Source organism: Natronorubrum aibiense, from assembly GCF_009392895.1.
Lineage (GTDB): Archaea > Halobacteriota > Halobacteria > Halobacteriales > Natrialbaceae > Natronorubrum > Natronorubrum aibiense.
Map to the genome: position 1 here is coordinate 2,502,467 of NZ_CP045488.1, position 12,201 is coordinate 2,514,667.

Sequence of the window (12,201 nt, forward strand, 5' to 3'; positions counted from 1 at the left end):
TTCACTGCTTGCGGTTTGGCTGTAGTTCGCCGACGACCGAAAGCGACGCCTCCTCGAGGTCTGCTTCCGCGCGGTCTGCATCGCCGAAGCCGGCGCTGACGACGCGCGTGAGCGCTTCCTCGACGGTTTCGTCGAGTTCGGTCACGTCCTCGGGGGCGACCTCGAGGACGAATCCCGTGGTGATGTTCGGCGATGTCGGCAAAAACAGCGTGACCCGGCCGTCCTGTGTCGTCCGACCGGTTTTGAACGCCGTCATGCGAAGCCCCTCCCACGTCTCGAGTTTGACCGGCGTCTGGAGGGTCCCCCCGGAACCGAGCGTGGTCTCGGTAGCGGTTTTCGACGCGTTGTAGACCACCCGAATACCGGGGACGCGGTTGGCCGCGTAGTCGACGACGGCCTCGAGGAGTTCACCGATGGTGGTCTCCGTCAACTGGCCGATCCCGTACATCGAGAGCGCGACGAATCCCAGAAACGTAATCACGCGGAGAAAGCCGGCGATCCGCTCGCGTGTATACTCTCCGAGGCCGGGCAACACGAACTCGAGCGTGTCGGCGTTGAGGACGAGTCCCGGCGTGACACTCGCAAGAAACGAGTAGAGCGCATACAGGAGAAACAGCGTCACGAGAATCGGGCCGATAACGATGAGCCCACGCCCGAAATCCCCCTTGAACGAACTCATAAGACCTGTCTCACACCCTGTGGGAAGTGGCCCTCCTACGAGTAGATTGTGGACTCGAGCGACGATCGCGAACACCCAGACGTAAGTGCCCGCCACGCCCACGCACAGCTATGACGAGGACTGCCGCGTGTGCGTGCGCCGACATCCAACGACGTCGGCCACACGCTCGAGTCGTAGTGACGGGTGATCGACGATGACCGCTCCCGACGAGCCGACGCTTGCCGTCGGCGCGGACGCGTTTACCGACGACGGGGCTGGCCTCGAGGTCGCCGTCGTCGGTGCGGGTGCGATCGGCGCGACGACGGCCTACGACCTCGCCCGCGAGGGGGCGGACGTGACGCTGTACGACCGCGGATCGGTCGCAAGCGGTTCGAGCGAGCGGGCTGCGGGCGTCTGCTACGACGCCTTCGCAGACCCGCTCAATGCCGAACTCGGCAGCGATGCGATCGAACGGTTTCGGGCCCTCTCGGGCGACGAGACGTTCCCGTTCGTCGAGTGTCCCTACGTCTGGCTCGCCCGCGAGGGCGACACGGAACGCGCCGACGCGATTCGCGACCAGATCGAGCGCATGCAAGCAAACGGGACGATCGCACTCGAGGCCGACGCCGACGCGCTCGCGGAACGCTTCCCCGCGTTGCGAACCGACGACGTCGCCGTCGCGGGCATCGCTGGCGCGGCGGGGTACACCGATCCCGCCAGATACACGGCCTGTCTTGCCGCGGCCGCGAACGGGGCTGGCGCGACGCTCGAGCCGAACACGCCCGTCGAGGTCCGAGCCGATCCCTCGCACGTCGTCCTCGAGGATGGCACCAAACGCGAGGTCGACGCGGTGGTCGTCGCCGCCGGCGCACACACGACGCAACTGCTCGCCGACGCCGGCGTTTCCATCCCGATGAAACCGTACCGAGTGCAGGCGCTCGTCGCGAGCGCCGACGTCGACGAACCGATGTGTTACGACGCGAGCGACGGATTCTACCTGCGCCCACATCCCGATGGAGTGCTCGCGGGCGACGGGACGGAACTCGTCGAAGCCGATCCCGACGCGTACGACCGCGAGGCCGACCCCGAGTTCGTCGACGAGACACTCGAGCGGGTTCGCCATCGCGTCCCCGACGCCGACCTCTCGCTCGAGCGGGCGTGGGCCGGGCTTTGTACGGCCACGCCGGACCGGGACCCGCTGGTCGGCGAGTTACGATCGGGGCTGTACGTCGCGACTGGCTTCCAGGGTCACGGCGTCATGCGCGCGCCAGCGATCGGCGAGCGGCTCGCGGCGGATGTCCTCGGCGGGGAAGGAATCGATGCGTTCGATCCGACCCGTTTCGACGGGGACGAAGCGTTCGAGATCGTCGACGGGATGTCGATTGCGAAGCACTGAGTCGAACCGGCGATACAAACGCTCACAGACGGTGTCGACGTTACTCGTCGATGGCTAGCTGGTCCGTTCCAGTCGTGGAGTCGGTGTCCGTCTCGGCGTCGGAGTCTCCATTCTCGACGGCGGAATCTTTCGGAATGTCGATCCGCAGCGTTCCGGTCTCGGTCAACGTCGCCGTTCCCGCGTCCGGATCGACGACCGCGTCGGTGGGGAGGTCGGCTTCGCCGTCGAGTTCCATCCCGCGACCGGGAAATCGCATCTCGTAGCGTTCGCGGAACTGGCGGAACCGCTCGATCCGGATTTTGACAGTCCCCTCGAGGTACCGAACCTGGACGTCGTCGGGTTCGGCACCGGGGGCGTCGAAGACGACCTGATACGTCGTGTCGTTCTCTAAGATGTCGACGGGAAGGGAGCGATGGTTCTGAACCTGGCTGTGAGCACGGCCAACGTGGCGGTAGAGGGCGTTGCTGACCGACTTGCGGAGATCACTGAGGCTCACGATGCGTCACCCCTGTGACTGCTGACGGGGCCGTGGTGGGGACCTGGAGGTACGTCGAAGCCATGGCTTGTCAACAGGTTACACGATCCCCATTCATATCTCTTTTGATAGAACAAAAGAAACGTCTGACGCGTTTCTCGTTTATGGGCTATTGCCAGTGGCGCCAGTCGTCGCGTCTGGCGGTTTCCGGACCGGACGAGTGCGTTGCAACGAGTCACAGCGACACTTTCTCGAGACAGTCGGTCCCACCACAGACGGGACAGGAGAGATCCGTCACCTCGAGGTCCTCGGGAACGTCGTACGTGTAGTGGTTTTCGAACAGATCGAGAAAACAGTCCTCAGCAGTACAGACGAACTCTTCGGTCAGTGGCATACCGACCAGTAGGGACACGATGATCATCAACGTCGGGGTTTCGGCGGGGTCGTCCGGTGGTGCCCTCGAGCGTGTAGTCACCGTTTTACCCCTCGAGGCGCTACCGGGAGCTATGACTGCCCCCGAGACGCTGTCGGTGACGATCGTCGACGGCTACGTCGACGAGCCCGCTCACTTCGGGGTGCCGCCGTACATCTCGACGTACCCGCGGTATACGGCCGGAGCGCTCGTCGACGCGGGTGTTCCCCGCGAGCAAATCACGTATCATACGATCGATCGGCTTCGGGACCAGCCCAATCAGTGGCGTGACGTCGACGAGGCCGACCTGCTGATCTATCTCGGCGGGATGACCGTGCCCGGCAAGTACGTCGGCGGCACGCCCGCCGAACCCGACGAAGTGAGAAAACTCGCCTGGACCGCGACCGGGACGAGCCTGATGGGTGGCCCTGTCAAGTTCGGTGTTGGCGACGAAAACGCCGGCGCGACGGAGACCGAACGCCAGGATCTGGACTTCGATTTCGTCGCCAAAGGCGACGTCGAGGCCGCCGTCTACGACCTCGTCGACAGCGGCCTCGAGGACTTTTCGAATCGGATGCGCGACGTCGAGGAAGTCTCCCGGTGGGCCCAGGAGGGTGCGTTCATCGTCGACCAACATCCCAACCACCCCGACCACCTCATCGCCGAACTCGAGACCTCGCGGGGCTGTGCGTATCGCTGTTCGTTTTGTACGGAACCGCTCTACGGCAATCCCGACTTCCGCCCGCCGCCGTCGGTCGTCGGCGAAGTCGACGCTCTCTCCAATCACGGCGTGAAACACTTCCGGATCGGGCGGCAGGCCGACATCCTCGCGTACGGCGGCGACGGCGAGGCACCGAACCCAGACGCCCTGCGCCAACTCTACAGCGGTATCCGCGAGGTCGCGCCCGACCTCGAGACGCTGCATCTGGACAACATGAACCCGATCACGATCGTCAACTGGCCCGAACAGAGCCGGGAGGGGATTCGAATAATCGCCGAGTACAACACACCCGGCGACACGGCCGCGTTCGGCCTCGAGTCCGCCGATCCGATCGTGCAGGAGGAGAACAACCTGAACGTCAGCGCCGAGGAGTGTTTCGAGGCCGTGCGGATCGTCAACGAGGAGGGTGGTTGGAGACCCGGAGAAGATCCCGCCGACGCACCAACCTTCGGCGACGAGGCGCCACGGCGGCTTCCCAAGTTGCTCCCCGGCATCAACCTCCTTCACGGCCTCAAAGGCGAACGCGAGCAGACCTACGAGCGCAACCTCGAGTTCCTCCAGCGGGTCTACGACGAGGGCTACATGCTTCGCCGGGTCAACATCCGGCAGGTGATGTCCTTCGCCGGCACCGACATGTCCGATACGGGTGCCGAGATCGCCAACGAACACAAGAAACTGTTCAAACGCTACAAACGACAGGTTCGCGAGGAGATCGACAATCCGATGCTCGAGCGCGTCGCTCCGCCGGGAACCGTGCTTCCGGACGTCCACCTCGAGTACCATCAGGACGGGACGACGTTCGGCCGCCAACTCGGCACCTATCCCCTGTTGGTCGGGGTGCCGGGAGAACGCGATCTCGGGCGGACGACCGACATCGCCGTCGTCGACCACGGCTATCGCTCCGTCACTGGCGTGCCGTACCCGCTCGACCTCAACGACGCCTCGATGGACGAACTCACCGCGATCCCCGGAATCGGCGACCGGACCGCGGGCGACATCGTCATCAACCGCCCCTACGACTCCGTCGCCGACGCCGACCTCGAGACCGAGTTCGACCTCGCGCAGTTCATGACGACGCGGTCGGTCGAACACGCCGACTGACCGAAACTGCGGCAGCACTGTCCTGTTCGAGACGGAATCAGCAACAATTCTGTGAAAATAACGGTTTACAGTCGGTAGTTCTATTATGGAGGCCCGTCAGAGGTGTGGGTGAGGGTCTACCTGTGGAAATATCTGAAAAACTCCTGTGTCTGTTCAGTACGGAGGTCTCGGCAGAGGAGGACCGATACGTCATCGAAGTACCACGCCAAGAAGTCGAAACTGGGGATATCGACCCGGAGGAAGTCTACCGCGTCGCACTCATCTCCCGTGGCGAGTCAACCGAAAGCGAAACAACGACGGCACAGCCACAGAGCGCGCCGTCTGAACCACAGCCACCGGTTGACGTTGGCGAAACGCGCTACGTCGAAATCGAAGACATCGGCAAACAGGGCGACGGGATCGCCCGCGTCGAACGCGGGTACGTCATCATCGTCCCCGGTGCCGACGTCGGCGAACGCGTCAAAGTCGAAGTCACCGAAGTCAAATCGAATTTCGCCGTCGGCGAAATCATCGAAGAGACGTTTTAATCCCGCTGCGGCGCTCGGCGACGTTTTCACCGGGCGCCGACAGCGCGAGAAGAGGGAGTCGTTATGGACGAACGTTTTCGGAGGTGTCGGCTCACAGTGACGACATCAGCTGTGCGTCTCTCCGCTCCGTTGGCCAGCATCTCGGTCGCCGGGCCACTGATTCGACGCCACCCGAGCGTCGAGACGGTCCATTGATTGGCCTCGCTCTAATTCAGGCCAAAGTGACAATTCTGTTAATGCTGTGTCTGTGGTACTATACCTCATGGACAGAGCTGAGTCGCCGCTGCGAACCGTTCCGGCAACGCGCGAACGTCTCGGGTGGTGGGTTTTCGGGGCCGCACTGCTGGCCGTGCTCGCACTCGTCGTCAACCAGTATCTCCCGTGGCTCGTGTTCGGGTTGTTCATTTACTACATTGCGCGGCCGATCACGCGGCGACTCGAGCAGCGAATCGCCTCGCCGACGCTCGTCGCGGCGATGACGCTGCTGCTGATCGTCGTCCCGATCGTCGCAGCGCTCGTCGCGATATTGCTCGTCGCGCTCGGGCAACTGGTGACGACGGTCGCGGACCTCCCGGTTGACAGGATCATCGCACAGTTGCCGGTCCAACTCGCGGAGCTTCCGGATACGCCCGCGGAGGTCTACGACACGACGGTGCTGCTGATCCAGGAGCCGTCGGTTCAAACCCTGCTCGGCTCCGTCGGCGCGGCGGTCGGCACGATTGCCGCAGTGTTGTTCAACGTGTTCATCTCGCTGCTGATCGCCTTTTTCCTGCTGATCAGCGACCGCGACCTCACCACCTGGTTCGAAGCGAACGTCTTCGGCGAGAAGAGTTTGGCGAGCACGTACCTTTCAGCCGTCGACCGCGGGCTCAGTTCGATCTACTTCGGCTACACTGTGACGATTTTCGCGGTTATCATCCTCTCGGCGATCATCTACGCGGTGGTTAATCTCGTTGCACCCGCTGGACTGGCGATCCCGTCGGCAGTATTGCTCGCCGTCGTCACCGGCCTCTTTACCCTCGTCCCGCTCGTTGGTCGGTCGATCGTCTACCTCTGTATCGCCGCGATTCTCGCCGCTCAGGCTGTTACGATCGATCCGCAACTGCTCTGGGTCCCGCTCGTGTTCCTCGCAGTCATGATCGTCGCATTCGATAACCTCGTCCGGACGTACATTCGGCCGTATCTCTCCGGACGACTGCTCAATACCGGGCTGGTCATGTTCGCGTACCTGTTCGGCCCGCCGCTGTTCGGCTGGTCGGGGATCTTCCTCGGTCCGTTCCTGATGGTGTTCATCGTGACGTTCGTGCGGCTGATCCTCCCGGTCCTAGCCACTCCGGAGCGCGAGCGCGCTGCCATCGAACCCGAGCACACGCTCGACGAGTTCATCGAGGGTGTCCCCGACCGAGTGGAGGGCCCTTCGCCCGGGCCGGACCGAACCGATGTTGGATCGGACTGAGATCGATCCCACCTTGAGGTACGACGCCCGGTGCGTACCGCGGTCGTCACGGTTCCGGAATCGTTTCGCGAAAGCGGTCGAAATCGTCGTGAAAACAGTCACCAACGACGATCGCGTCCGCGCCGGCCGAGAGGATCTCGGTTGCCTTCTCTCGGCTGTCGATCCCGCCGCCGTACAGCAGCGTCGTCTCCTCGAGTACGCGAGCCGCGGCGGCGACGTCCTCGGGGCCGCCGTAGCGGCCGGCGTATTCGACGTAGAAGATCGGAAAGCCGTAGAACCGCTCCGTCGCGAGCGCCGCGCCGGCGACTTGCGCGGGCGTGTACGCCGCCTCGACGCCCGCCGTCGCCGCGGCCGTCGACTCGAGGTGCTGGATCACGTACCCCGCAGCGAGAATCGGCGTCTCGAGGAGGGCGTTCGCCCCGCCGTCAGCCACGGTAGCCGCCTCGCGGCCGAGTTCGGTGAAGATCGCGACGTGGTCGCCGACGAAATGCGCACGGTCGCCGTTGTAGACCGCCGGTACCGCGAGCGCGTCGACGGACTCGAGCGTCGCCTGCGAGACGTGGGCGACGTGTCCCGGCTCCTGAACGACCGGCGTCGACGGGACTGCGTCCCTGACCGCTTGGATCGTCTCGAGTGCGTTCGTCGTGGTGACACCGTCCGACCCGCCGACGACCACCAGATCGGTGCCCTCGAGAACGCCGCGGTCGGCCGGCAGCGGCTTCGCCGGATCGACCTTCGTGACGTGGGAGATCCCGTCCCAGTCGAGTTCCATACCGGGTTCTTCGACACCCCGACGCAACTCCCTATCGGTGGGCCCGGTCACTGGGTACGGCCGTCCTCGGAGAGCGGCTGTCCGTCGATTCCCTTTGCACCCTCGGAGTCGTGGACGACGACCTCGCCCGATTCCGGTGTGGCGGGCTCGTAGTTGTCCCGGACGCCGATCGCTTCCTCGAGTTCGCGGACGGCGCGTTCTTTGAGCGCGCGCGCGAGTTCTTCGGCGTCGTCGCGGGAGATCTCTCGTCCCAGCCCCTCACACTTGTGGGCGCGCACCGTGGCCTCGTCGTCGGCATCCCGTTGCGCTGGAAGCGCAACGCTGTCGACGGCCTCGCCCATTGGCTGGCTGGTTCCCGCGAGCGCGACGCTGAACGGATACGTTCGACAGATCAGTGGGCGGTCCTCGTGGACGGCACAGGCACCGACGCTGTCAGTCTCGTCGTAGAAGGCACAGTCGCCGCAGCCGTCGGTCTGGAGCGCCCACTCGAACGTCTCGCCCTCGAGGTCGCCGTCGTCGGTTTCGGACAGGCCATAGGGCATCGGGCGGGCGACGTCGCGCCAGTCGTACTCCTCGTCGCCGGCGCGTTCCTCGAGCGTGCGAACCTCGTCGGGGAACACCGTCGCCGTGTGGTCGTCGTCGGCATCGCCCGTACAGCACGCCCCGCAGCGGGTACACTCGAAGCCGATCGATTCGATCGCGTCGGCGATGTCGTCGACTGCGAGCTGGCGCGCCGTTTCGAGTTCGGCCTCGAGTGAGTGCACGCGTAAACCTACGCGTCGACGCGCATAAGTCGGTCGCTACGGGGTCCGTCAGGCGACGACGAGCCTGTCTCGAAACCGGCACCTCATCTTCGTGGAAGAACCGTTACCTCCCTCTACGACATATGGTACCTGATGGCATCATTGAACGACGAAATGGCCGACGTTCAAACGGAGATCGACGAGGTGAGAGCGTGTCTTCGGGAAGAGGTTCCGCAACTCTTCGACTTCGACGTCGTCGTCGGCACGATCGATTACAATACGAACAACAACAGCGTCACCGTCACCGTCGAACCGAGTTCCGAGGCGCGAACGCAGCTCTCGGAGCGATTCGGCGGCGTCCGGGTGAAAATGGACGACCAGATGCGATTCGAGTTCCAGTTCGCGAGCAACGGCTAGCCCCGGTCGGCGGCTGCAGCCGACGGAGTGGTGCCTCTCGAGCATCCCGCGGCGCGACCGTCGTGTTCCCACCGGCTCAACGGGGCCGCGCCAGCGTGCCGTCCCACACGACCCGTCGTTCGACGTCGAGTTTCTCGAGATGAGCGACGACGGTCGCGCGTGCGAGGTCACGAACCCCGGTGAGATCTTTTTCGTAGGCCGTTTCGAGTACGTCCTCGAGCGTCGTCACGCCAGCGTCGACCGCGTCGAGGATACGCTGCTCCCGATGCTGTCGATGGGCGAGCAGTCGCTCGAGGGTGGCCCGGGGCTGCTCGATCGCGGGCCCGTGGCCGGGCCACAGCGTCGGCGGGTCGATCGCACGGAGTCGCCGCAGGCTCGTCACGTACGCCCGCATGTCACCTTCGGGTGCACCGACGACGACGCTGCCCTCGCGGACGGCGCAGTCGCCACACAGAATCGGCCCGCCACGGCCTCCCTCGAGCGCGACGTGGTCGGGTGCGTGGCCGGGCGTCTCGAGGAGACGAACGCGCTCGTCGCCGAGTCGAATCGTCGTCCCCGGCGTGAACGTTCGGTCGGGTTCGACGTCGGCTGCGTCTCGAAACCGGCCGGTGCGACCGGCTCGAGCCCAGACGGTCGCGTCCGTCTCATCGGCGTAGGCGGCGACAGCGCCGACGTGGTCGGGGTGGGGGTGGGTGACGAGAATGTGTTCGATCGATCGGCTCCGGACCAGTCGGTCGAGTTCGTCAGTTCGTGCCGCCGGATCGACGAGAATCGCCGGCCCCGAGCCGAGTAGGTAGGCGTTAGTCGTTCCGGTCGGGGCGCGCGTCGAGACGGGAACCGAACACCGAGTGACGTCCATCGATCGACTGTCTGTCCTCGAAGAACCGTCAGTGACGCGGTTTGCCGATCGCTCGTTGCGACACCGATCGGCTCCCGCCGATCGAAAATGAAGTTCGTCGCAGGCTCGAGTCCGTGAAACTCCTTCCCCCATGTGTGTGGACCGGCTGCCGGACGGGAGCGCTGTCTAGTTCAGTGGTTGAGGTAGTAGACCTGTTTGCGTGCGTCGCGGAAACTGTACCGCGAGCCGACCAGTCCGACGTCCTCGAGGCGGTTGAGGGCGTAGCGGACGGTGCGGTCGGGCAGCAGCGATTCCTCGGCGAGTTGGCCCTGCGAGAGCGGCGAGTCGGTCTCTAACACCTTCGCGACGAGTTTCGCGCTCGGCGGGAGTTCGCGGAGTCGGTTGCGGTATTCGTCCTCTGAGAGGAGTTCCTCGCCAGCAACACCGCGGTCCTCGGCTGTCGTCGTGCTCATACCTACGCTACCGGAATGGCCAATGGTAAAGCTTCCCTATATGTGGATACGAACAGTCCAGTTTGTATAAGGCACCCCTCTAGAGTATTAATACAGATTGTCGAATTGCGTCGCCGTCTTCCGGTCGCCTCTATATAGTGGCCGATCGACGCAGTCGGGGCGGTGGATCAACCGTCAACGGTGGGCCGATGCCAGCATCGTGATGGCATTCCCGAGCCGAGGACGACGAATCAAGCCGTCGACCCGGCGTCTCACGGTTCGTGGCCCGGTTCAATGGCCGTTCGAGTTCGATCAAACCGGTTAATCGTGTTGATAACCGATGGGTCGCCCGTTGGATTTTCTCGGTCAATTCGCCGACAGACTCCAGTATCGTTTTATCCTCCCGCTTCTGTAGTTTCGCCCAGTGTGAAAGGACAGGAGTGGTACCAAGCCGACGACGTCGCCGAGGAATACGACGACAAGCGGTTCTCCCAGGGCGGCCAGCTGATCGACCGCCGGGAGAAACAGGCCGTCCTCGAGGCAATTATGCCCGTCGAGGACCGGAACATCCTCGAAATCGCCTGTGGTACCGGGCGGTTTACGGTGATGCTTGCCGAACAAGGCGCAGATGTCGTCGGCCTCGATATCTCCGCGGCGATGTTACAACAGGGACGCAAGAAAGCACAATACGCGGACCTCGACGGAACGCTCGAGTTCCTCCGCGGCGATGCCGGGCGACTCCCGTTCCCGGACGATCACTTCGATACCGTCATCGCGATGCGGTTTTTCCACCTCGCGGACGACCCTGAGGCGTTCCTCGCGGAGATGCGCCGCGTGTCGCGCGAACAGATCGTCTTCGACACGTTCAATCGGTTCAGCGCCCGCAGCATCTACAACTGGGCGCTGCCGATGGGATCACGGCTCTACTCGAAAAGCGAGGTGAGCATCCTCCTCGCCAAGACGAACCTGACGCTGGTCGACGTCGAAGACGATTTCATCGCCCCGTACGGGCTCTATCGTGCGATTCCGAACGAACTCGCGTCACCGATTCGAACGCTCGATAAGGCGATCGGTAAGATTCCGGTCAGTGACCATCTGGCGTCGGTCTCCTACTGGAACACGCGCGTCCGCTGACGGTCGCGACCACACTGTTTCCGTTCCGGCTGTCGTGTGTCACCGTGGTGACGACGCGGACCGAGCGCTGCCGAACGACCAGCAGGGTCCGTCGTCTCTCAGCGACGAACTCCCCTAATTTTACTACCGATGACTTCTATCACAGCGTATGGAGCTCTCGGTAGTCGTATCGACGCTCAACGACCGGGAGCAGCTACTGTCGTCGCTCGATGCCCTCGCAGCGCGAACGCCGCCCTCGACGGAACTGATCGTGGTCAACGGCCCCTCCTCGGACGGAACGACCGGTGTCATTCGCGAGCGTCCCGACGTCGACGTGTTGGTCGAAATTTCCGAACGAAACCCGAACGTCTCGCGCAACGCCGGGTTGCGGGCTGCGACGGGCGATGTCATCGCCTTCCTCGACGGCGAATACGCCATCGAACATAGCTGGTATGACGCCATCGAACGCTCGATCGCCGACGGCACCGACGTGGTTACCGGCCCGGTGACCGGAAGCGAAACCGACTACGATTTCCAAACACCGCGGACCATCGCCGGTCGCAGCGTCGTCCACTTCGATGGCGACAACGTCGCGTTCGACCGGACCGTCCTCGAGGCGCTCGACGGCTTCGACGAGTACCTCGAGGTCGGCGGCGAGCGCGACTGCGCCCACCGCGTTGCTGGCCTCGGGTTCGACACCGACTGGGATGCGGAGATGGCCGCCCGCTGTGAGGTCGGGACCGACGGCGGGCAGACGGACCGCGACTGGGGGCAGGCGTATCGCTCGCTATCCTATCGTCTCGCGAAAAACTACGGACTGCGACCGACCGTCCTCACACGGACAATCGGGAGTGCGCTTCGCGACGGTATCTCTGGCATTCGCGGCGTGCTCGCCGGCAACGAAACGCCAACGGGCTGGCTCTCCGACGGGACCGACGTCGTCACGAACGCCGCGTGTGGCCTCCGCGACGGGCTTCGCGCTCGCTACACTGACCGCTCGAGTCAGCGCAACCCGAATGGTCTGTCGGTGCGCCACGACCGCGCGGTTCGCGTCTACGATCGCCGATAGGGCGTATACTGTTGGACAACAGTCAGTAAACGCCCGACCGCGTCTCACGGC

The 12,201-nt window shown here is 64.1% G+C and carries 14 protein-coding genes; 7 read left to right on the forward strand and 7 right to left on the reverse strand.

Features of this window, described 5'->3' with window-relative positions; all coding sequences use genetic code 11:
* Window position 1 precedes the first annotated feature (1 nt).
* Complete coding sequence (locus tag GCU68_RS12320; RefSeq protein ID WP_152942020.1) at window positions 2-679, reverse strand: DUF502 domain-containing protein; 678 nt, start codon at window positions 677-679, stop codon at window positions 2-4.
* A 193-nt stretch (window positions 680-872) separates the two neighbouring features.
* Between GCU68_RS12320 and GCU68_RS12325 the strand changes: the two genes are divergently transcribed.
* On the forward strand, window positions 873-2,054 hold the full coding sequence (locus GCU68_RS12325) for an NAD(P)/FAD-dependent oxidoreductase (protein ID WP_152942022.1): 1,182 nt from the start codon (window positions 873-875) through the stop codon (window positions 2,052-2,054).
* A 40-nt stretch (window positions 2,055-2,094) separates the two neighbouring features.
* Here the strand turns inward: GCU68_RS12325 and GCU68_RS12330 are convergent, their stop codons facing one another.
* The gene (locus GCU68_RS12330) at window positions 2,095-2,550 is read right to left on the reverse strand and encodes an Hsp20/alpha crystallin family protein (protein WP_152942024.1); all 456 of its coding nucleotides are present in this window, start codon (window positions 2,548-2,550) and stop codon (window positions 2,095-2,097) included.
* A gap of 214 nt (window positions 2,551-2,764) precedes the next feature.
* Window positions 2,765-2,923: a DUF7559 family protein gene (locus GCU68_RS21335; RefSeq protein ID WP_168927093.1), complete on the reverse strand. Its 159-nt coding sequence runs from the start codon at window positions 2,921-2,923 to the stop codon at window positions 2,765-2,767.
* 112 nt (window positions 2,924-3,035) lie between these two features.
* Here GCU68_RS21335 and GCU68_RS12335 point away from each other — a divergent pair, with 112 nt between their 5' ends.
* The 3 genes from GCU68_RS12335 (at window position 3,036) to GCU68_RS12345 (ending at window position 6,746) form a co-directional block, all read left to right on the forward strand.
* Complete coding sequence (locus GCU68_RS12335; protein ID WP_152942026.1) at window positions 3,036-4,763, forward strand: radical SAM protein; 1,728 nt, start codon at window positions 3,036-3,038, stop codon at window positions 4,761-4,763.
* A 122-nt stretch (window positions 4,764-4,885) separates the two neighbouring features.
* The gene (locus GCU68_RS12340; RefSeq protein ID WP_152942027.1) at window positions 4,886-5,290 is read left to right on the forward strand and encodes a TRAM domain-containing protein; all 405 of its coding nucleotides are present in this window, start codon (window positions 4,886-4,888) and stop codon (window positions 5,288-5,290) included.
* 262 nt (window positions 5,291-5,552) lie between these two features.
* A complete protein-coding gene (locus GCU68_RS12345; RefSeq protein ID WP_152942029.1) occupies window positions 5,553-6,746 on the forward strand; it encodes an AI-2E family transporter in 1,194 nt (397 codons plus the stop codon).
* A gap of 46 nt (window positions 6,747-6,792) precedes the next feature.
* On the opposite strand, the gene GCU68_RS12350 is transcribed toward GCU68_RS12345, so the two are convergent.
* Both GCU68_RS12350 and GCU68_RS12355 read right to left on the reverse strand, forming a co-directional pair.
* A complete protein-coding gene (locus GCU68_RS12350; RefSeq protein WP_152942031.1) occupies window positions 6,793-7,518 on the reverse strand; it encodes a heptaprenylglyceryl phosphate synthase in 726 nt (241 codons plus the stop codon).
* A gap of 47 nt (window positions 7,519-7,565) precedes the next feature.
* Window positions 7,566-8,282 (reverse strand): YkgJ family cysteine cluster protein, encoded by a 717-nt coding sequence (locus tag GCU68_RS12355; RefSeq protein ID WP_152942033.1) that lies wholly within the window; start codon window positions 8,280-8,282, stop codon window positions 7,566-7,568.
* A 132-nt stretch (window positions 8,283-8,414) separates the two neighbouring features.
* Between GCU68_RS12355 and GCU68_RS12360 the strand changes: the two genes are divergently transcribed.
* A complete protein-coding gene (locus tag GCU68_RS12360) occupies window positions 8,415-8,678 on the forward strand; it encodes a hypothetical protein (RefSeq protein WP_152942035.1) in 264 nt (87 codons plus the stop codon).
* A gap of 76 nt (window positions 8,679-8,754) precedes the next feature.
* Here GCU68_RS12360 and GCU68_RS12365 read toward each other — a convergent pair whose 3' ends face one another.
* Window positions 8,755-9,537: an MBL fold metallo-hydrolase gene (locus GCU68_RS12365; protein ID WP_152942037.1), complete on the reverse strand. Its 783-nt coding sequence runs from the start codon at window positions 9,535-9,537 to the stop codon at window positions 8,755-8,757.
* A 170-nt stretch (window positions 9,538-9,707) separates the two neighbouring features.
* The gene (locus GCU68_RS12370) at window positions 9,708-9,989 is read right to left on the reverse strand and encodes a helix-turn-helix domain-containing protein (protein ID WP_152942039.1); all 282 of its coding nucleotides are present in this window, start codon (window positions 9,987-9,989) and stop codon (window positions 9,708-9,710) included.
* A 405-nt stretch (window positions 9,990-10,394) separates the two neighbouring features.
* Here GCU68_RS12370 and GCU68_RS12375 point away from each other — a divergent pair, with 405 nt between their 5' ends.
* Window positions 10,395-11,102 carry a class I SAM-dependent methyltransferase gene (locus GCU68_RS12375; RefSeq protein ID WP_152942041.1) on the forward strand — a complete coding sequence of 236 codons (708 nt, stop codon included), beginning with the start codon at window positions 10,395-10,397 and terminating at the stop codon, window positions 11,100-11,102.
* A gap of 148 nt (window positions 11,103-11,250) precedes the next feature.
* Window positions 11,251-12,150, forward strand: coding sequence for a glycosyltransferase family 2 protein (locus GCU68_RS12380; RefSeq protein ID WP_152942043.1), 900 nt, complete (start codon window positions 11,251-11,253; stop codon window positions 12,148-12,150).
* The last annotated feature ends 51 nt before the right edge of the window (window positions 12,151-12,201 follow it).

Coding starts and splice junctions, on each gene's coding strand:
- GCU68_RS12325 (WP_152942022.1), top strand. CDS start 873: ATGACCGCTCCCGACGAGCCGACGCTTGCCGTCGGCGCGGACGCGTTT.
- GCU68_RS12335 (WP_152942026.1), top strand. CDS start 3,036: ATGACTGCCCCCGAGACGCTGTCGGTGACGATCGTCGACGGCTACGTC.
- GCU68_RS12365 (WP_152942037.1), bottom strand. CDS start 9,537: ATGGACGTCACTCGGTGTTCGGTTCCCGTCTCGACGCGCGCCCCGACC.
- GCU68_RS12345 (WP_152942029.1), top strand. CDS start 5,553: ATGGACAGAGCTGAGTCGCCGCTGCGAACCGTTCCGGCAACGCGCGAA.
- GCU68_RS12320 (WP_152942020.1), bottom strand. CDS start 679: ATGAGTTCGTTCAAGGGGGATTTCGGGCGTGGGCTCATCGTTATCGGC.
- GCU68_RS12370 (WP_152942039.1), bottom strand. CDS start 9,989: ATGAGCACGACGACAGCCGAGGACCGCGGTGTTGCTGGCGAGGAACTC.
- GCU68_RS21335 (WP_168927093.1), bottom strand. CDS start 2,923: ATGCCACTGACCGAAGAGTTCGTCTGTACTGCTGAGGACTGTTTTCTC.
- GCU68_RS12380 (WP_152942043.1), top strand. CDS start 11,251: ATGGAGCTCTCGGTAGTCGTATCGACGCTCAACGACCGGGAGCAGCTA.
- GCU68_RS12350 (WP_152942031.1), bottom strand. CDS start 7,518: ATGGAACTCGACTGGGACGGGATCTCCCACGTCACGAAGGTCGATCCG.
- GCU68_RS12360 (WP_152942035.1), top strand. CDS start 8,415: ATGGCATCATTGAACGACGAAATGGCCGACGTTCAAACGGAGATCGAC.